Origin of the sequence: Allobaculum sp. Allo2 (genome assembly GCF_022701175.1) — a bacterium.
GTDB lineage: Bacteria > Bacillota_I > Bacilli_A > Erysipelotrichales > Erysipelotrichaceae > Allobaculum > Allobaculum fili.
Map to the genome: position 1 here is coordinate 2,662,891 of NZ_CP078088.1, position 17,482 is coordinate 2,680,372.

Below are 17,482 nucleotides of genomic sequence, written 5' to 3' on the forward strand. Positions count from 1 at the left end.
ATCTGTCTTATATCATTAAATAATCTATACAGGGAGGATTTTTATAATAAAAATGAAATTTCAAAGAATCAAATTGATTTACGATTTTTGCTTAATAATGCTTGTTAATCGCATGTCTGGTCATGAAGCCAGGCAGAATTAAAAGAGAGCCTCGAAAAAGGCTCTCTAATGAGATAAAATTTCAAAAACGAGCGATTTGTATAGTTAAGCTCGTTGGGAAAGTTCTACTCAAAATAAATATCGACTCTTGCAAGACAAAATTCTCGTGGATCAAAAAACGCTTAAGATATGGAATTTCCTTTTTCGCTTCACGATGGATACAGGAACAGCATTTTTCATCTGTTGCCATTTTGTAAACAGCGATTTATTTCTTGTCCTTGTATCCCAGAATTATTAACGCAATTCCCAGCACAATCACAATGCCGGTCAATATAAAGATTACGGGGTAAGGCTGTACTCCTGCGTACTTCCAAAAATCACTGTAAAACCCATCGCCGTTTGTCTGCATTTTTGCAGTATACCGAAAACAGGTAAAGACAGCAGTTCAATAATATAAAGGCACAGCCCCAAAACGACGGTCTTAAAGCCAACAATGATTTTGCTTTCCTTTTCCATTATCTATACCTCCACCTTTTATCTATACCTCCACCTTTGGAAAAATGTCTGGGAAGTGAAAAAGCAAATTCCATATCTGGTGCGAAAAAGTGGAAATTACTTTTTCACTTCACGGAAAGTTTAGCTGACTTTTTATACAAATGAGTTTGGAAACTTGAATTGCCATTTTTCGAACCAGGTGACTACGGCTTCGGCATTGCGTTTTGCCTCTTCGGGCGTCGCATTTTGCAAAATAGCCACCTGTTCGAGAAACAGAAGAAGGGAGCGCCGCGGGATGACAAATGAAAGATCCATGTGTTCCTCCACGCTCGCCAGACCGTCGCACTCTTCCCGTTTTTCCAGAAATACGGTGTAGCCGTACAGGATGAACCGGTCGATCGATCCGCCGACGCTGGGCATGGCTTCCTGATAAATTCGTCTGGCTTCCTGAGAGATCTCGAACGAATCGATGTTCTCCTGGCGAACACGCATCAGAAGTCTTTCAATCAGCTTTATAAAGTCTCTTTTGGTTATGTTAAGCAGAAAGATTCCTCGCTTTCTACGCCATTGTGTGCTCATACCGACAAGTTCGGCGACCCATTTGTCCGTATTGTGTTTTTCTTGCGATTCAGGACACATTTTAGCAAATCAGGACAGGCTCTTTTCTTTACTCGAGTTGAATTATTTCATTCTCGTTTTAACGAACTGGCTTTGTAATGTCCGTTTGCTTATGAACTGTTAATATTGTAGCGCACTTTTTTAGATCGTCCGCGAATCGTAAAGGGGCACGTACACTCCTGCTTTGTGCCTAGAAAGCGCTCCCTCTTCCCGAAAAAATGTTTCGAAATGGACGCTGGCTATCGGCCGCCCGTTTTCTCCGGACGCTGCACTGGAAATGCGGGCAGAAGAAAAGCCCAGCCGCAATGGCCAGGCTTGTTTCCGGGATTACTTTGTTATTTTGGACTACTTCGTTTTTCGATGATTTCGATGAAGGAATCCGGTTTGAGGGAGGCACCGCCGATCAGAGCACCGTCGATATCGGGCTGAGCCATGTATTCAACGATGTTGTTGGGCTTAACGCTTCCGCCGTACTGAATGCGAACTTCTTCCGCAGCCTTGTCGCCTGCGATTTCACGAACGACGTCGCGAACGAGTTTGCAGCAGTTTTCCGCGATTTCAACCGAAGCGGATTTGCCGGTACCGATTGCCCAGATTGGTTCATAGGCAAGAACGATATTGGCATATTCTTCAGCCGGGATGTCTTTCAGGGAACCCTGGAGTTCTTCCGTGATGACATCTTTGGTTTTGCCGTTGTCGTATTCTTCTTCTGTTTCACCGATGCAGAGAATTGGAGTGATGCCTGCCGCAAGAAGCTTTTGGCTTTCTTGTTTACGGTTTCGTTGGTATCGCCAAACATCTGACGACGCTCGGAATGACCGATGATGCAGTATTTCACGCCGAGTTCTTCGAGCATGGGAACGGATACTTCGCCAGTGAAAGCGCCGGCATCTTCGAAGTGTACGTTTTCAGCGGCTACGATGAGGTTTTTCGCTTCATCGAGTGCGGTTTTCAGGTCCGTGAATGGAACGCCTACGCCGTAGAGTCCTTTGTCGCTGACGGCTTTCGCGTCAACTTCTTCAAAGAACGCTTTGGTTTCTGCGTTGTTCTTATTCATTTTCCAGTTTCCAACAATAATCTGGTCTCTCATGATTCAATCCTCAGTCTCTCACTAGTCTTTTTCTGCGATGATCGCAATGCCTGGGAGCGTTTTGCCTTCCATGTATTCAAGAGAAGCACCGCCGCCTGTGGAGATGTGGCTGAACTTGTCTTCGAATCCGAGCTGGATAGCTGCTGCTGCAGAGTCGCCGCCGCCGATTACGGTTGTAGCGCCTGGCAGTTCCGAAATGGCTTCGCAGACTTTGAGTGTGCCGTTTGCGAATTTTGGCATTTCGAATACGCCCATCGGGCCGTTCCATACAACGGTCTTCGCGCCTTCAAGGGTTTTCTTGAAGAGTTCGATGGATTTTGGTCCGATATCGAGGCCCATCCATCCATCAGGAATGTCTTCGCCGACGATCTGGGTGTTGGCATCATTGGAGAATGCGTCCGCAATTACGGTATCTACAGGGAGAACCAGCTTGCCTTCGCCTTTTTCAGAATCTGTTTTGCAAGATCAATTTTGTCTTCTTCAAGCAGGAGTTGCCGACATTGTGGCCGAGTGCTTTTTCGAAGGTGTAGGCCATGCCGCCGCCAACGATAACTCTGTCGGCTTTGTCGAGCATGTTTTCGATAACTGCGATCTTGTCGGATACTTTTGCACCGCCAAGAATGGCTACGAATGGATGAACAGGATCGTCTACAGCCTTGCCCAGCATGTCTACTTCTTTTTCCACCAGGAAGCCGAGTGCATTATCCGGCAGGTTGGAAGGAATGCCGACGGTCGAAGCGTGTGCGCGGTGTACAGAACCGAACGCGTCTTCTACGAACATGTCTGCAAGACCAGCCCAGTATTTGCCGAGCTCAGGATCGTTCTTGCTTTCGCCTTTTTCGTAGCGAGTGTTCTGCATGAGCAGAATTTCGCCTGGTTTGAGGGCGTCAACCATTGCTTCAAGTTCTTCGCCGCGTGTAACGGGGCAGAATTTTACAGTTACATCAGGAAGCAGTTCCTGCAGACGCGGAGCGACGATGCCGAGATCGTTTTTCGCTTTGTCCTCGTCTGTTTTTACTTTGCCGAGGTGGGACATCAGGATGACCTTCGCGCCGTTGTCCGTGAGATATTTGAGTGTAGGAATAGCGGCTTTAACGCGATTGTCATTGGTGATCTCGCTGCCTTTGTGCGGTACGTTCAAATCAGCGCGGACGATGACTTTCTTACCGTTCACATCGAGATCTTTGACAGTTTTCTTTGCCATGGATGCAGTGTTTCCTCCTTTAATCATGTACTTACGTACGTTCTTTTCTAGTATATCACCGGCCGGGATGCTTTGAAATTTCCAAAAGTGAGCTTGTGAATTCTTACGCAAACATCGAAGTGTTAACCGCTTACATGAATTTCGCTCAGACAGCCTTATTTTGCCGATCCAATGGAAAAGGCCGGGTCCGCAAAGCGCCCGGCGTACCGGAAGTATGCCGGCATGAGAGAAAGATATATGAACGCGGACAGAATATCTGAAGCGGCGCTGGAAAAGCCCAGGGGCGGAACGATCTTCACGCGTCCAGGTTCTGGTCCGCTGGGAAATGGAGCAGATCCGACGCAAAGACCAGAACGGTGCAGGTTGAAAAAACGGACAGGGGTCAGATGACCGCCTGTCCGTTGACGTAAATGTGAAAACCGTTGGTGATGATGTTGGTTCCCGCCGGATTTTCGTTAACGAATTCGGTGAGATAAATATCGCTGCTCAGAGCGAGCGTGGACGAGGCGTCCATGTGCAGAACAGCGGTTTTCATGCGCTGATCGGAATTGATTGATCCGCCAAGTCCGGATGCGCCGGTCAGGGTAATGTTCACTTCGCTGTTTTCGTCGCCGTTAATATTGCCGTACACAACCTGGGTTACGGCATTGATCGTAACTTTGGAGCGTTCCGCCTGCACCAGCGTTGTAAATCCGGTCAGCTGCATGGAGGCGTTCATGTTCAGAACGAAGTCGCTGTCGCGTACCGCGAACGCCGCTCCATTGGGATGGTCAGCCCGGCCGATGTAGCTGAACGAGCAGCTGTTGAGCGTCAGTTCTGTCAGACCCTGCGCCTTTTCCCAGCGTCCGTCCGTGCGGGCCACGAAGGCGCCTTCCATGCCGGAATCGCTGTCCAGTCCGTTCATGGTAATCGCGCAGTTGGCGAGCGTTGTCTTTGATCCCGGAATCAGAACGGCTGCCGAAGACGTGTTGGACGCCATGCTCAGGCGGCTGCCGTTAAAGGTGCCCGCGTTGAGCAGCGTCGGCGAAGCCAGACCGTTTGTTTCCGTAACGCTGGAATCCGCAGTCACGCTGCCGTTTGCATCGACGTAAAAAATCGGCGAACTGTTAGCGAGCGTTTTCTGCAGACCGTTGGAAACGGAAACCGAACCGTGATCAAGTGCCATGAAAAGCGGCGAGCTGTCGCCCAGAGCGGTGACATCCGAGTCGGTTACCGAAGCGGTGGCGTTTTCGCCGCTGACTGCTACTGCAGGCGCACCGACCGCGTTCGTGTTCAGAACGGTACCGAGGATGTTGATCGTCGATCCCGGCGTACCAAGGATGGCGGCGTTAATGCCATAGCGCATCGTATTGTCGAGGTTTGTGGAGTTTCCGGTTTTGTTGAGAATGGACTGCGAAAGGGTCGCTGAAGCCAGACCTTTGGCCAGCACCACGCTCTGATCAGGCTGCGCGCTGTCGAGTCTGGCGGTCAGCGTCTGCGCGTCTTCAATCGTGTTGACGCCAGAAGCCTGATCGAGCACACCCGGCTCATTCTGCTCTTCCGAAGAAGCCGGCTGTTCCGAGGCGGGTGCCTGCGAAGAAGCGGTTGAAGAAGAAGCGGATGAGGCGATCGTTTCCGTTTTTGGCGGCTTGTGTGCCGAGGCGATCGCGGAACTGCTGAACTTGTACGTCGGCAGCGACTGAATGAGTACAGCCGACAGAAGCAGCGAGAACAGAGCGCCGGTCAGTCCGGTCACAAGCATGCTCAGTTCCATTCTTTTCGAATGAATCATTTCCTGCCAGTTTCTTTTGCCGCCTCTGGACATTACCCCATAGCCCAGAAACAGAAAACTGGCGATCCCGCAAAAGACAATCCAGACAATCAGGCCGATGCTGACTCTGGACTGTGTGCCGCCGGTGGCGCTGAGCAGTGCGTTCTGCGCTTCGCTGGCCTGAAGAATGCCGACGAACATGAAGTACGCAAACAGAATCGTTCCGGCGATACAAATGTAGCGAATGGCTCTCTTTTTCATGAAAGTCCCCTGAATCTGATTTCCAGAACCGGCCGGTTTCCGGAAATCCCTTGTAATGCTGCCCGTTTCTTTTTCTCTGCGTCTTTTCGAACGGATCCAGTTTCCTGTTCGCATATAGAAATCGGACCAGACAGTCAGAGAAAAAGCAGGGCAGAAATCTGTTTCTCATTATACGACACAAAAGGCGGCACCCATCCGGATACTGGACAGATGCCGCCAAACGTTTCGGTAATTTTTTCAATCCGCTCTCTTTTCTCTCAAAAGAAGAGAAGAGAAAACGATCGATTTATTCCGGCTGCCCTATTTGTGGTAGGAGCGGCCTTTTCAATCATGAACGAGCGATAAATCTGCTCTAGCGTCAGCACCCGGCACATCAGATGCGTAAACGTCAGATCGGAAAGCTTCCATCGCACATTCGCCCGTTTCATTAGCTCTTCGCTGGGACCAAGCGATCCGGCAATGACAAAGACAAGCGGCTTGCCGGCATTCGTCCAGGATGCCCGCTCTTTCGCGAATTCTTCGGAGGACCAGCTTTTTCCGTGCAGGTCGAGAAGAATCACAAAATCATCGGGGCGGATCTTTTCAAGGACCCGGTCGCCTTCCGCTTTCTTAATGCGGACAGCTTCCTTTTCAAACTGCGATTTCGTATCGGGTTCGTCCTTGAATTCCAGCACTTCCATGCGATCAAACGCGCTCATGCGCTTGACGTATTCCGCTTCTAAAGCACGAAGCGCCTTGTCCTTGTTTTTGCCTATACAGAACAGCTTAATCAAGAACGGCCTCAGCCGGGTATTTCGCGGTCAGCTTACGTACTTCTTCGCGAACGGCTTCTGCGGTCGCATCGTCGCCGGCTTTGAGAACCTGAACGATCCAGCGGGCAATCTGTTCGAATTCCTTTTCGCCCAGACCGCGGCTGGTCATGGCTGCGGAGCCAAGACGGATACCGGATGTGATGAACGGTTTCTGAGTATCGAACGGAATGGTGTTCTTGTTGACGGTAATGCCAGCTGCGTCGAGCAGACGTTCGGCTTCCTTGCCGGTCATGTTCAGCGAAGACAGGGTGTCGAGCAAAAGCAGGTGGTTGTCGCTTCCGCCGGAAACCATGCGGATGCCTTCTTCGTCAAAGACGCGGGCCATCGCCTGCACGTTGTCGAGAATGCGCTGCGCATAGGCTTTGAATTCGGGCTGGCTGGCTTCGTAAAGGGCAATTCCTTTGCGGCGATGACATGTTCGAGCGGTCCGCCCTGCATGCCAGGGAACGTGCGGGAATCGAGTTTCTTCGCGTATTCTTCCTTGCAGAGAACCATGCCGCCGCGCGGCCGCGCAGTGTTTTATGCGTGGTTGTCGTTACAAAATCGGCATAGGGAACCGGCGATGGATGCAGACCGGCTGCAACCAGACCGGCGATGTGCGCCATGTCGACCATGAGCAGAGCCCCGGATTTTTCGCGATTTCGCCAAGACGTTCGAAATCGATGATGCGCGGGTAAGCGGAAGCGCCGGCAACGATCAGTTTCGGATGGTGTTCCATAGCAAGTTCTTCGAGTTTATCGTAATCAATGCGTTCCGTTTCGGGATCCACATTGTAAGGGATGAAGTTATACGTACGACCGGAGAAGTTCAGAGGGTGACCGTGTGTGAGATGGCCGCCGCTGGTCAGGTCCATACCGAGTACGGTATCGCCGGGTTCAAGGACGGTGTTGTAAACGGACATGTTGGCCTGGCTTCCTGAATGCGCCTGTACGTTAGCGTGTTCGGCACCAAACAGTTCCTTCGCGCGCTGACGGGTCAGTTCTTCGGCCTGGTCAACGTAGACACAGCCGCCGTAGTAGCGTTTGCCAGGATAGCCTTCTGCGTATTTATTTGTGAGGACAGAGCCCTGAGCTTCACGGACTTCGCTCGACACATAGTTCTCCGAAGCGATCAGTTCAACGTTCTGTTTCTGACGTTTTTCTTCGCGGGAGATAATTTCAAACATTTCAAGATCTCTCATATATGTCTCCTTTTGTGTCATGACGCCTGCGCGTCATGTCTCATAGGATAACAGAAACCAAAAGGCGTGCTCATTCTTTCTCGGATCCCTTTGCGCTTTGCCCGAAAAATTCACAGTTTCGATCAAAATCTCTGAAATTCGTTCCGGCTTTACAAATGTAGCACCACACAAAGACAGTGCCTGTCCAGCACAGTCACTTTTGCAGAACTTGCGCGATTTCAGAGCGTTCAGTCTTCCCCAACCCGGCAGAAAGGCGCATCGGAAAAAGAGAATGTCAAAATCCGGTTTGCGCAATGCATACCGCCGATCCGGGCACAGAAAAAGCCGCGGCTTTTGGAGAAAAAAGGGCGGCTTTCGTTTCGATTTCAAGTAGAGGGCGTTTGGAGCACGCCCAGCTCGCGTCGATTCAAAGACGCACAGACCGATCGTCTAGCGGCGACGGATGGCGCGAATCAGACGCACGATGAGAGCCACGCTGGCGGCAGCCGCTGCGCAGATGGCGCTCCACTTTACGATGACACGGATCGTTTCTTTCGTTTCAGATACAGGAAGATCCTTTTCGGTGACTTCAAACGGAATTTCCTGTTCGTTGACCATTTTTCTTGCGAACAGCTGGAATGCATCGTCGATATCCATGCCCAGTTCTTCGCACAGCTCAGCCATTTCGTCTCTGAGCTTTTCGTTCATTTCAAAGCTTACATTCGTTGTTGCCATTCTCGATACCTCGCTTTTCCCCGATTATACCATGGGCCCCGCTCCCTCGAGACGGACATGCCGGACCATCTGTGCAAACGCAAGGCAATGTCTCATAACGTTCTAAAGAAAAAGACGGCCCGAAAGCCGTCTTTTCAACTGCGTCTGAAACACGCTCTGTCAAAATTCTGAAAATGGAAAACGAGGCTGAGCAGGCATTTTTCAGAAGGATCCAGAGTGCCCTTGAAAGCCGGATAAAACCGGATTTAGAACAGCGTCAGCTGATCCTGTTCGGCGAGTCCTTCGAGGGCGCCGAGGTAATCGAGGCGTTCAATCAGCGTTTTGGAAAGGCCTGTACGGCGGAGCAGATCTTCCTTGGAAATAAACGGACGTTCTTCTCTTGCCTGTACGATCGAGCGGGCTACGTTTTCACCCAGCGAGTCGACGGCCGAGAACGGCGGAATGATTGCGTGATCGTCATCGGGATCGAAGATGTATTCGGTTGCGTGCGAACGGGTAATGGACAGCGGCGAAATGCGGTAGCCGCGCATGTACATTTCATACGCCAGCTCGAGCGTGTCGTACAGATCTTCTTCCTTCTTTTCCAGTTTGCGGGTTTTCTGCTGGCGAATGCTTTCGATTTCAAACATCTTTTTCCACGGCGGTCAGACCGCTGGTCATGACCGCCAGATCGGTGGCATCGGCACGGATGGAGAAAAACTGGCAGTAGTACGCCCGCGGGATGTGAACTTTAAACCAGGCGATGCGCACCGCCATCATAACGTAGGCAACGGCATGCGCCTTCGGGAACATGTACTTAATCTTATGGCACGAATCGAGATACCAGTCCGGAACGTTGTGCTCGTGCATGAGCTCTTCCCATTCCGGCTTGAGGCCTTTTCCCTTTCGCACGCTTTCCATGATTTTGAAGCTGTCGGCGGAAGGCAGACCGTAGCGGATGAGATCAACCATGATGTCGTCCCGGCATCCAATAACCTGACGCAGGGTACATGTACCGTTGTCGATCAGATCCTTGGCGTTGTTCAGCCAGACGTTCGTACCGTGAGACAGACCCGAAATGGAAACCAGCTCGGCGAAAGTCGTCGGCCGGGTCAGTTCGAGAATGCCGCGAACAAACGGCGTACCAAATTCCGGCAGACCGGCCGCGCCGGTCGTTTCCTTGTAGCGGGTAGTATCGAGGCCGAGCGCGTCGCAGCAGGAGAACACCGACATCGTCGCCGGGTCGTTCATCGGAATCGTGCGGACATCGACCCCGGTCAGCCGTTCCATCATTTTCATGGCGGTCGGGTCAACGTGGCCGAGAATATCGAACTTCAGAATGTTGTCGTGAATCTGGTGGAAGTCGAAATGCGTTGTTTTCCACTCCGCATACGGATTGTTGGCCGGATACTGCACTGGCGTGAAGTCGTGCACGTCCATATCGAGCGGTACGACGACGATGCCCCTGGATGCTGGCCGGTCGTCCGCTTGACGCCGGCGCATTCCTGGGCAAGGTCCGTTCGCTTGTATTCCGAAAACGGGTGGTCTTCCATGTGCATTTCTTCTTCGTACCCTTTGACGTAGCCGTAGGCGGTTTTTCCTGCACGGTACCTACGGTTCCGGCACGGAAGACGTGGTCTTCTCCGAAAATGGTTTTAGTAAAGGCGTGGGCGTTTGGCTGATATTCGCCGGAGAAGTTCAGGTCAATATCCGGAACCTTGTCGCCGTGGAAGCCCAGGAACGTTTCAAACGGAATGTCCTGGCCGTCGCCTTTCATCGGGGTGCCGCATTCCGGACAGTTCTTGTCCGGCAAGTCGAATCCAGAATGGATATTCGGATCTTCGATCCATTCGAGATGCTTGCACTTTGGACACAGGTAGTGCGGCTTGAGCGGGTTTACCTCGGTAATGCCGGACATCGTCGCGACGAAGGACGAACCGACCGATCCTCGCGAACCGACCAGATAGCCGTCTTCGTTGCTCTTTTTCACGAGCAGATGCGAGATGTAGTAAACCACGTAGTAGCCGGCACCGATGATCGCGTCGAGCTCGCGGGTCAGCCGGGCTTCGACCGGTTCGGGCAGCGGCGTGCCGTACCATTCGGCCGCCGTCTGCATGCAGATGTCGCGCAGCTTCTGATCCGAGCCTTCCATGGCTGGCGGATACAGCCGGTCCTTGATCGGAAACAGCTCTTCGCACTGCGCGGCCAGTTTTTCGGATTGTCGAGAACGATTTCATGGCGCAGCCTGTCGTCCACCCAGTCAAAGGCATCGAGCATCTGGCGCGTATTGAGAAACGCCTGATCCGGAGCGGAAGTGCGCAGACGCAGCGATTCATCGCGGATGTAGAGCGGATGACGGGTAGCGCCGGCCAGTTTGGAGTTGATAAAGATGTCCCGAACGCGTTTAAGTCTTGGCGACACGTAATGGCAGTCGCCGGACGCAATGACCGGAACGCCGCATTTCTGACCGCCATCGAGAATGAACGTCAGAATCTGCTTCAGTTCGTCCACACCGTGAATGGTCTGGCTGTCGAGCAGGTTTTTATACACGGGAAGCGGCTGCACTTCGAGATAGTCGTAAAAACCGATCGCGTCGCAAAGTTCCTTTTCGCTGCGCGTATGGGCCAGATCGAAAATTTCGCCGTTCTGGCAGCTCGATCCAAAGAGCAGGTTTCGCTTGCCGTGGTATTCCTGCAGGATGCGTCTTGGGATGCGCGGCTCGCCGGTAACGTTGGTGGAGTTCGGATTGTATTTGAGATATTTCGTATGCGAGAGCGTAATCAGTTCAAACAGTTCCTTCAGGCCCTGCTTGTTTTTCGCATAGACGGTGACGTGATAGGCAAAGTTTTTGCGCAGAGCGCTTGTCGGATCGGGATGGGCGATCGATTCGAGCGTGGCGTCCATGCCCCAGTCGCGAAGCAGGTACAGGAAAACCAGGCTCAGAACTTCGGCATCGTAGTCGGCACGGTGCGCGCCTTCGCCGTCATAGCTGACGTCGTAATGGCGGCAGAGCGCGCCCAGACGGTAGCTGCGCAGTTCGAACATGGCGCGCGCTGCCGGCAGGGTATCGATGACCGGGTTGTCGAATTCCGGCTTGCCGAGTTCTCTGGCGGCCGCGTTCAGCATGCCGTAGTCAAACTTCGCGTTATGGGCAACCAGAATCGCGTCGCCGATGAAGGCGCGGATGTCATCAAAAACCTCTTCCATCGGTTTCGCGTCATCGACATCCGACTGACGAATGCGGGTCAGTTCGGTAATGGATGCCGGGATCTGGCGCTTCGGGTTAATGAACATCTGGCGGCGGTCAATGATTTCGCCGTTTTTCATTTTGACGGCACCAAATTCAATGATCTTGTCGAGGCGGCTGGAGAGACCCGTCGTCTCCAGGTCGAATACAACGTATTCCGCTTCATCGAGACGCTGATCACGCAGGTTCCAGGCGACGGTGTATTCGTCGTCGACCATCGTCATCTCGCATCCGTACAGCATTTTGAATTCGCGCTCCGGCGCTTTTTCTTCAGGGCTTCGATTTTGTGCTGGGCCATCGGGAACGCCTGCACGACGTTATGGTCGCAGAGGCCGATCGCTTCCATGCCCCAGTCCCAGGCCTGCTGAATGTACGATTCGATCGGGCTGACGCCGTCCATTTCCGAGAACGTGGAATGAACGTGCCATTCGATGCGCTTTTCCGGTTCCTGGTCGAGAATGCGCGGGGCGCTGATTTCTTCGATCGTGCGGATCCGGAACGCCATGCCGTGCTTGTAGTTGTCGTAAGCGAGCGAGCCGACGATGCGCAGATACTGGCCGACGTGATACGACTCCATCATCTCGAGCGTCATCGAGCGGCTTTCAAACGTCTTGCAGAACATGGCGTCGTCATCGTCGGACAAATACAGCTCGAGCAGTTTGGAGCCGCCTTTGAGTTCACGCACTTCGACGGCGAACACGCGGCCTTCGATCGCCACGTTATCCATGCCTTCTTCGAGTTCACGGATCGCGACTTTTTCCGCCTGAGAGGCCGGGCGGCGGCGCCAGGATGACTTGCCACCGTTCTGGGGAGTTTCCGGACGGGGCTGCGGTTTATGCGCGGGCATCTGGACCGCTACGCTGGGGACGGCTTCTTCTTCGTACGTCCGCTCGCGCAAAACCCCTTCAACGGCGCACGAAAAGCCGATCTTTTGAGTTCGTCTTCGAGCGTCGCCTTACTGGCTTCGATGGCGTCCTGCGCATCCGGCGTGTAGACGGTATAGGAAAGCGTGCCGTCTTCTTTCATGGACGGCGTATGGTCGCCGAAAACTTTCAGATCGCGGTTTCTGGAAACGAGATCGCGCAGATACGGTTCCATCAGCACGAGATTGACTTCGCTCGATTCGGGTTCAAAGCCAAGGAAAATATCGGTATGCAAAGCGAGCTTCAGATCGTGGACGACAGCGCTGTAAAGACGGAAAGGCGGAATTCGATCCACCTTCCAGTACATTTCCAGTTTTTTGTCTTCGAATGGAAGCAGGGCGTCTTGCAGAGCGACGCCTGTTCCAGAAACGATCCAAGTTCTTCTTCGAACGCGACATCCCCCAGCAGTTCAAGGACGCGCACTCCCATCAGCAGGCCAGCTTTCCAAGCGCTTCTTTGGCCGCTTTCTGTTCTGCGCGCTTTTTCGAACTGCTTTCGCCTTCGCCCATGCAGATGTCATCCAGGAACACGCCCATGCGGAATTTCGGAGCGTTGGACGGTCCGCTTTCTTCGAGCAGACGATACTGAATCGTCTGGCGGTTATTATCGGTCTGCACATATTCCTGCAGCTGTGTCTTGAAGTCGGTGACATCATCCGGCTTCTTCGCCGTAATGAGCGGCTTCATGTATTCATCGAGAATATCCTTGGCCGCATCGTAGCCAAGATCGAGGTAAATGGCGCCCATGCAGGCTTCAAACTGGTCCGCGAGAATGGACGGTTTATGGCGGCCACCGTTTTCTCTTCGCCATGACCGAGGCGAAGAAATTCGTACCAGCCCAGCTGCTTGTTCAGACGGGCGAGCGCGCTTTCGCAGACGGTCTGCGCGCGGATCATCGACATTTTTCCTTCGTTGAGCGGCGGAACCATGTTGAACAGCGTATCGGAGCTCCAGATCTGCAGCACCGCATCGCCCATGAATTCCAGACGTTCGTTGCATTCGACATCGGTGTCGTTTTCGTTGATATACGAGGAATGCGTACACGCCTCATAGTAGAGTTTCAGATTGTGCGGTTCATAGCCGCGTTCTCGAACCCAGTCGGTCAGTGTTCTCATTCGGGATGCTCCTTTCAGTCAAGCCGCATATTTGTGCGGCATATTTTATTTCGGGATTTTGTAAAATGCACAAAGTTTCTTCTTTATACAATAGGTGCTTTCGAAAAATCTGCCGGCTGCATGCACGGCCGACAGGAAGAAACAGCGATCATGGACCGCTGTGAAGATTCATTTCAATTTTAATGGAAAAACAGAAAGAACAGAAGGCACTGAACTGAGTGTAGCGAGTTTTGAGGCGCATCGCAAAGTGCGAAAGCCTGCAGCTTGCACGCCCATTTTGTCGGAGGACAAATGGACCTCGTTTTTGTACCCCGATTTGTCCGGCGGTTTCTATCCGATCTGGAGGTCCGAATTGGCCGATTGCGAATGCGCCAGTTCGGGCTGAAGTGCTTCGAATACGCAGCGCGGAACCATCGATTCAATGCTCTGATGGTATTTCAGAAACTCGCGCACCGTCGTCGAGGAAATCATCGAATACGCCGGATCGCCAAGCAGAAAGACGGTGTCCATTCCTGAATCCAGTTTTGTGTTGGCCCAGGCGTTGGCCGCTTCCCTTCGTAATCGGAAGGATTGCGCATCGAGCGGATCAGCACATTGGCCCCCGCTGCTTTGGCGCTCTCCACCGTCAGTCCGGGGCAGAGCTCAACACGGACATTTTTCAGATCCGCGCAAATGGCTTTGAGCAGTTCCACGCGCCGTTCGGGTTCGAGCAGATTGTGCTTGAGGGAGTTGGAAGCGACCAGAACGATCACTTCTTCAAAAACCGCCGCGGCGCGGCGAATCGTATCTTCATGCCCTACGGTAGGCGGATCAAACGATCCGGCAAAGGCTCCGATCATACGCGTATCCTTTCCGGGGTCTGGAATGATTTTCCCAGACCGCCTTCTTATCGATTCGAGTTGCTTATCTTCTATTCGATTTTCGTATCTATTAATTTTTGTCTAAATGGCGCTGCGGCTGCGCCGCTCACCGTCTCGTGCCGAGCACAGATTGCGCCCTGCCTAGCGCGTTCTCTTTTTCCGGCTGCGTGTTCCCGCGTTTCTTCCTCTTGAAGTTCCGGTTTTCGCCGCAGGCGAATCGTGCGTGACACTCCGTCGTACCGAACGCGCGTGAAGCACGCCGCTCGTGCGTTCCGGCTCAGTGTACGCAAATTCCTGTCCAGCTGTCTCGCCCATACCTATCATCGCCTGCAGCTGCAGATCGTCTTCGAGCGCGCGGGCTGCAAGCGCGGCCTGTTCGGCTTCTTTTGCGCTTCGATTTCCTGTTCGATCTGAATCTGACTGATCGCGTAAAAATCGAGACCGAGTACAATACCGACCGCAAGCAGAGCGGAACCGCCGGCCGAAATAAAGAGCAGCGGCACGCCGGTCATTGGAATCAGCGTGCTGACGCCGCCGATGTTGATGAAGAAGTGGAGCAGGAAATACGCTGCCGAGCACAGCAGCATGACTTTAAACTGCGGCTTTGCGGTCGCCAGAGCCCAGTGGAGCAGACGCCACAGAAGAATGCAGTAGCAGACCGTAATCAGAAGCAGACCGAAAAAGCCGAACTCTTCAATGACAATCGCGAGGATGTAGTCGGATTCCGCCTGCGTCAGAAAGCCGTATTTACGAACCGAACCGCCAAAGCCGCGGCCGAAAAATCCGGCATCGCCCAGAGAATACAGCGCGTTGGCCGGCTGATACCCTTCAAAATGAATATTGATATAAGGATTTTTCATATTCTCGATTCGAACGGCGATGTGGCGAAGCAGCGGGACGTTTCGAAACAGCGTCACAAACCAGTCCGAAAAGTAAATGCCGACGAGCAGCAGAAGAAGCACCACAAACAGAAAGATCACGATATAGCGCTGTACTTTCGTCAGATCCGCATCCGCCGTCGCCAGCAGGCCGACCAGACCGATGCCCAGCGTGATGATCAGCGAACCAAAGTCTTTCTGCGCGCCCCGATAAAGAACACACTGATCAGAAGCAGAAAAAGCGGCAGAAAGAATCGCTGTCCAAACGGAATGGGTTCCGAATGTTTTTCCCGGCGTTTCGTGCAGAAGACGCCAGAAGCAAAATGAGCAGCGGCTTGCCAAATTCCGATGGCTGTATCGTGAGAGGCCCAAGACGAAGCCACGCCTTCGAACCGTTCACGTCAATACCGACAAGCTGAACCGCAAACAGCAGGAGGATATAGAACAGACACAGAAATATTTGCGTTTTGGCATTGAAGAGCTTCATCCAGTCAAACTTGCGGGAGATGAAGACCATAGCTCCCCAGGATACGACCACAAATCCAATCTGTTTGAGGATTTCCTGAACGTAGGAACGCGTCATGCCCACGGTCGTTCCCTGTTTGGAACTGAGGACCATCATGGATCCAAAAATCATCAGAACAATAACGGCTCCCATCAGCCAGCGATCGCTGCCGCCGGCGGGTACGAGCCAGTCTTTTATATCAAACTTCCCTTTTTCTGCCTTTGGCAGAAGATGGGGAAACCGTTGTTGAATTCATTGGAGTTACTCCCCTTAAATGGACTTTCATTTTATCATACCGTCAGGACACCGGCTCTTGCGCATTTGAAAGGGCCATAGAAAACCATTAGAATACCGTTTAGGAAACGGAGGGCATAAATATGGTACTTTCCAATGATTCCATTATTCACGATGATCAGCCCGAAATCCGCTCGCTGTCGGCGGATGTCGAGCTTCCGCTCAGCGAGGAAGACCGCGAACTGTTATTCGCGATGCATCGCTACGTAAAAGACAGTCAGGATGAAGAACTGTGCGAGAAAAACAATCTCTCGCCCGCTGTCGGCATTGCGGCCATTCAGGTCGGCGTTCCCAAGAAAATGATCGCCGTTGTCGTCGACGCGGATGACGGCACGACCCTCGAATGGGCGCTCGCCAATCCAAAAATCATTTCCCGCTCCAAGATGATGACGTGTCTGCCGGACGGCGAAGGATGCCTGTCCGTGCCGGAAGCCCATCCAGGAAAAATCTTCCGCTACGACCGGGTCAAAGTGCGCGGCTACGATCTGCTCACCGACCGCAACGTGGTCATTCAGGCAACCGGTTATGCGGCGATCGTGCTCCAGCACGAAATCGATCATCTGTCGGGCATTCTCTACTACGATCATTTAAACGATCCCGCACCGGCAGCCTATACCGTTGTGGAATAAGTTAAACAGAAACGATGAAGCCTCCGCGCCGATGCAGAGCCCGTCAAATTTCGAAAACCGTCTTTTCCAGGAGTATTCTGTCGATCAGAGTACTCTTTTTCATTGCCGCCGTCCTCCTTACTTTCTCCTTCCTCTCCCTTACGGGCACTGTGCTCGACTGCAAATTCCCTCTTTCTGGCTTTTTCTGGACCGACGGGGAGGCAGCGTCTTTGCATGCGAGAACATCCATTTCATAACAGCCCTTGTCGAAAAACACTTCAGGTTGTCTTTCCTGTCCGGATCGTGAGCGATAATTCTATAAAAGCAATGATTCTGTGCAACAATATCCAAAGATTTCCAGAAGACCGGCCGGACCGGTTTCTTTCTGCGTGGGAAAACAGGAAGACCGGATCGGAAATATGGTCTGGAAAAAACCGTTTAGGAAGATGAAAGAACCGGCGATCAAACAGGCGATAAGAAGAGGAATCCAAAAACGCTTTTCTTCTTTTAGTAAATCTTTCGTCAGTCCGGCAAGCGGCTGCCCTTATGCTAAAATAGAAGATAAGAAGCGGCATACTGAAGAGAACCCCTCTTCCCTGCCCGCACGCTGCGCGCACGCCTGCAGGACTGAACCCCCTGCCTGCGCATTTTCAGTATTCACCCCAGTTGATCAGGATCGAATCCTCCCGTCTTTTAAGCAGACGGGAAATCTTTTCCTTTCTTTTCCGGCTGCTGCCCTGCCCTTTCGTCCTTTCTTTTGGTTTCCATATTTTATGGATACCAGAGTGAATGAAACCGGCTGGAGCGCAGAACCTTCGAATACTCCCCTGACGGCTAAGACTTAGCCCCGT

Annotated in this window: 21 protein-coding genes and 3 pseudogenes; 2 read left to right on the forward strand and 22 right to left on the reverse strand. The window is 52.4% G+C overall.

All coding sequences use genetic code 11. The features are described from left to right. Positions 1-438 precede the first annotated feature (438 nt). From KWG61_RS15295 to KWG61_RS16635, 21 genes and pseudogenes are all read right to left on the reverse strand, one after another. Positions 439-615, reverse strand: a complete 177-nt coding sequence (locus KWG61_RS15295; RefSeq protein WP_242744542.1) for a hypothetical protein — start codon at positions 613-615, stop codon at positions 439-441. Between the two features lie 132 nt (positions 616-747). Further along, positions 748-1,086: a hypothetical protein gene (locus KWG61_RS15300; protein ID WP_230267540.1), complete on the reverse strand. Its 339-nt coding sequence runs from the start codon at positions 1,084-1,086 to the stop codon at positions 748-750. 461 nt (positions 1,087-1,547) lie between these two features. Continuing rightward, a pseudogene (gene tpiA, locus KWG61_RS15305) lies at positions 1,548-2,302 on the reverse strand (triose-phosphate isomerase). Between the two features lie 21 nt (positions 2,303-2,323). Beyond that, positions 2,324-3,506, reverse strand: a pseudogene (gene pgk / locus KWG61_RS15310) (phosphoglycerate kinase). A 382-nt stretch (positions 3,507-3,888) separates the two neighbouring features. Beyond that, on the reverse strand, positions 3,889-5,517 hold the full coding sequence (locus KWG61_RS15315) for a hypothetical protein (RefSeq protein ID WP_230267537.1): 1,629 nt from the start codon (positions 5,515-5,517) through the stop codon (positions 3,889-3,891). A gap of 257 nt (positions 5,518-5,774) precedes the next feature. Continuing rightward, positions 5,775-6,290, reverse strand: a complete 516-nt coding sequence (locus KWG61_RS15320; protein WP_242744543.1) for a 23S rRNA (pseudouridine(1915)-N(3))-methyltransferase RlmH — start codon at positions 6,288-6,290, stop codon at positions 5,775-5,777. Next, a pseudogene (gene glyA, locus KWG61_RS17890) lies at positions 6,283-7,530 on the reverse strand (serine hydroxymethyltransferase). The gene KWG61_RS15320 and the pseudogene glyA overlap by 8 nt, the downstream one beginning before the upstream one ends. Before the next feature lie 408 nt (positions 7,531-7,938). Further along, complete coding sequence (locus KWG61_RS15330; protein WP_230267534.1) at positions 7,939-8,223, reverse strand: type II toxin-antitoxin system RelB/DinJ family antitoxin; 285 nt, start codon at positions 8,221-8,223, stop codon at positions 7,939-7,941. Between the two features lie 245 nt (positions 8,224-8,468). Further along, positions 8,469-8,852: a hypothetical protein gene (locus KWG61_RS15335; RefSeq protein WP_242744544.1), complete on the reverse strand. Its 384-nt coding sequence runs from the start codon at positions 8,850-8,852 to the stop codon at positions 8,469-8,471. Further along, a complete protein-coding gene (locus KWG61_RS15340) occupies positions 8,845-9,501 on the reverse strand; it encodes a hypothetical protein (protein WP_367614408.1) in 657 nt (218 codons plus the stop codon). The genes KWG61_RS15335 and KWG61_RS15340 overlap by 8 nt, the downstream gene beginning before the upstream one ends. 10 nt (positions 9,502-9,511) lie before the next feature. Then, positions 9,512-10,354 (reverse strand): hypothetical protein, encoded by an 843-nt coding sequence (locus KWG61_RS15345; RefSeq protein ID WP_242744545.1) that lies wholly within the window; start codon positions 10,352-10,354, stop codon positions 9,512-9,514. After that, positions 10,258-11,691, reverse strand: coding sequence for an exonuclease domain-containing protein (locus tag KWG61_RS15350; protein ID WP_242744546.1), 1,434 nt, complete (start codon positions 11,689-11,691; stop codon positions 10,258-10,260). The genes KWG61_RS15345 and KWG61_RS15350 overlap by 97 nt, the downstream gene beginning before the upstream one ends. Continuing rightward, positions 11,670-12,347, reverse strand: coding sequence for a PHP domain-containing protein (locus tag KWG61_RS15355; protein ID WP_242744547.1), 678 nt, complete (start codon positions 12,345-12,347; stop codon positions 11,670-11,672). The genes KWG61_RS15350 and KWG61_RS15355 overlap by 22 nt, the downstream gene beginning before the upstream one ends. Further along, positions 12,305-12,679: a hypothetical protein gene (locus KWG61_RS15360; RefSeq protein WP_242744548.1), complete on the reverse strand. Its 375-nt coding sequence runs from the start codon at positions 12,677-12,679 to the stop codon at positions 12,305-12,307. Before KWG61_RS15360 ends, KWG61_RS15355 begins: the two co-directional genes overlap by 43 nt. Positions 12,680-12,800: 121 nt before the next feature. Continuing rightward, a complete protein-coding gene (locus KWG61_RS17895) occupies positions 12,801-13,118 on the reverse strand; it encodes a putative dsRNA-binding protein (protein ID WP_367614227.1) in 318 nt (105 codons plus the stop codon). Beyond that, a complete protein-coding gene (locus KWG61_RS17900) occupies positions 13,055-13,486 on the reverse strand; it encodes a ribonuclease III domain-containing protein (protein WP_367614228.1) in 432 nt (143 codons plus the stop codon). Before KWG61_RS17900 ends, KWG61_RS17895 begins: the two co-directional genes overlap by 64 nt. A 330-nt stretch (positions 13,487-13,816) precedes the next feature. Beyond that, positions 13,817-13,996 (reverse strand): hypothetical protein, encoded by a 180-nt coding sequence (locus KWG61_RS15370; protein ID WP_242744549.1) that lies wholly within the window; start codon positions 13,994-13,996, stop codon positions 13,817-13,819. Next, a complete protein-coding gene (locus tag KWG61_RS15375) occupies positions 13,954-14,325 on the reverse strand; it encodes an adenylyltransferase/cytidyltransferase family protein (protein WP_242744550.1) in 372 nt (123 codons plus the stop codon). Before KWG61_RS15375 ends, KWG61_RS15370 begins: the two co-directional genes overlap by 43 nt. A gap of 162 nt (positions 14,326-14,487) precedes the next feature. After that, a complete protein-coding gene (locus tag KWG61_RS15380) occupies positions 14,488-14,661 on the reverse strand; it encodes a hypothetical protein (RefSeq protein WP_242744551.1) in 174 nt (57 codons plus the stop codon). 5 nt (positions 14,662-14,666) lie between these two features. After that, positions 14,667-15,566, reverse strand: coding sequence for an FtsW/RodA/SpoVE family cell cycle protein (locus KWG61_RS15385; protein ID WP_256460722.1), 900 nt, complete (start codon positions 15,564-15,566; stop codon positions 14,667-14,669). Then, positions 15,451-15,882, reverse strand: a complete 432-nt coding sequence (locus KWG61_RS16635) for an FtsW/RodA/SpoVE family cell cycle protein (protein WP_256460723.1) — start codon at positions 15,880-15,882, stop codon at positions 15,451-15,453. Before KWG61_RS16635 ends, KWG61_RS15385 begins: the two co-directional genes overlap by 116 nt. A gap of 224 nt (positions 15,883-16,106) precedes the next feature. Between KWG61_RS16635 and def the strand changes: the two genes are divergently transcribed. After that, positions 16,107-16,652: a peptide deformylase gene (gene def, locus KWG61_RS15390; RefSeq protein ID WP_230267529.1), complete on the forward strand. Its 546-nt coding sequence runs from the start codon at positions 16,107-16,109 to the stop codon at positions 16,650-16,652. 43 nt (positions 16,653-16,695) lie between these two features. Here the strand turns inward: def and KWG61_RS15395 are convergent, their stop codons facing one another. Then, the gene (locus KWG61_RS15395) at positions 16,696-16,881 is read right to left on the reverse strand and encodes a hypothetical protein (RefSeq protein WP_242744552.1); all 186 of its coding nucleotides are present in this window, start codon (positions 16,879-16,881) and stop codon (positions 16,696-16,698) included. A gap of 139 nt (positions 16,882-17,020) precedes the next feature. Here KWG61_RS15395 and KWG61_RS15400 point away from each other — a divergent pair, with 139 nt between their 5' ends. Next, positions 17,021-17,476: a hypothetical protein gene (locus KWG61_RS15400; protein WP_242744553.1), complete on the forward strand. Its 456-nt coding sequence runs from the start codon at positions 17,021-17,023 to the stop codon at positions 17,474-17,476. Positions 17,477-17,482 lie beyond the last annotated feature (6 nt).

Coding starts and splice junctions, on each gene's coding strand:
- KWG61_RS15380 (WP_242744551.1), bottom strand. CDS start 14,661: ATGGGCGAGACAGCTGGACAGGAATTTGCGTACACTGAGCCGGAACGC.
- def (WP_230267529.1), top strand. CDS start 16,107: ATGGTACTTTCCAATGATTCCATTATTCACGATGATCAGCCCGAAATC.
- KWG61_RS15360 (WP_242744548.1), bottom strand. CDS start 12,679: ATGTACTGGAAGGTGGATCGAATTCCGCCTTTCCGTCTTTACAGCGCT.
- KWG61_RS15350 (WP_242744546.1), bottom strand. CDS start 11,691: ATGCTGTACGGATGCGAGATGACGATGGTCGACGACGAATACACCGTC.
- KWG61_RS16635 (WP_256460723.1), bottom strand. CDS start 15,882: ATGGGAGCCGTTATTGTTCTGATGATTTTTGGATCCATGATGGTCCTC.
- KWG61_RS15370 (WP_242744549.1), bottom strand. CDS start 13,996: ATGGACACCGTCTTTCTGCTTGGCGATCCGGCGTATTCGATGATTTCC.
- KWG61_RS15330 (WP_230267534.1), bottom strand. CDS start 8,223: ATGGCAACAACGAATGTAAGCTTTGAAATGAACGAAAAGCTCAGAGAC.
- KWG61_RS17895 (WP_367614227.1), bottom strand. CDS start 13,118: ATGGGCGCCATTTACCTCGATCTTGGCTACGATGCGGCCAAGGATATT.
- KWG61_RS15375 (WP_242744550.1), bottom strand. CDS start 14,325: ATGATCGGAGCCTTTGCCGGATCGTTTGATCCGCCTACCGTAGGGCAT.
- KWG61_RS15340 (WP_367614408.1), bottom strand. CDS start 9,501: ATGAAAATGATGGAACGGCTGACCGGGGTCGATGTCCGCACGATTCCG.
- KWG61_RS15395 (WP_242744552.1), bottom strand. CDS start 16,881: ATGGATGTTCTCGCATGCAAAGACGCTGCCTCCCCGTCGGTCCAGAAA.
- KWG61_RS17900 (WP_367614228.1), bottom strand. CDS start 13,486: ATGAGAACACTGACCGACTGGGTTCGAGAACGCGGCTATGAACCGCAC.
- KWG61_RS15295 (WP_242744542.1), bottom strand. CDS start 615: ATGGAAAAGGAAAGCAAAATCATTGTTGGCTTTAAGACCGTCGTTTTG.
- KWG61_RS15345 (WP_242744545.1), bottom strand. CDS start 10,354: ATGGAAGGCTCGGATCAGAAGCTGCGCGACATCTGCATGCAGACGGCG.
- KWG61_RS15315 (WP_230267537.1), bottom strand. CDS start 5,517: ATGAAAAAGAGAGCCATTCGCTACATTTGTATCGCCGGAACGATTCTG.
- KWG61_RS15335 (WP_242744544.1), bottom strand. CDS start 8,852: ATGTTTGAAATCGAAAGCATTCGCCAGCAGAAAACCCGCAAACTGGAA.
- KWG61_RS15300 (WP_230267540.1), bottom strand. CDS start 1,086: ATGCGTGTTCGCCAGGAGAACATCGATTCGTTCGAGATCTCTCAGGAA.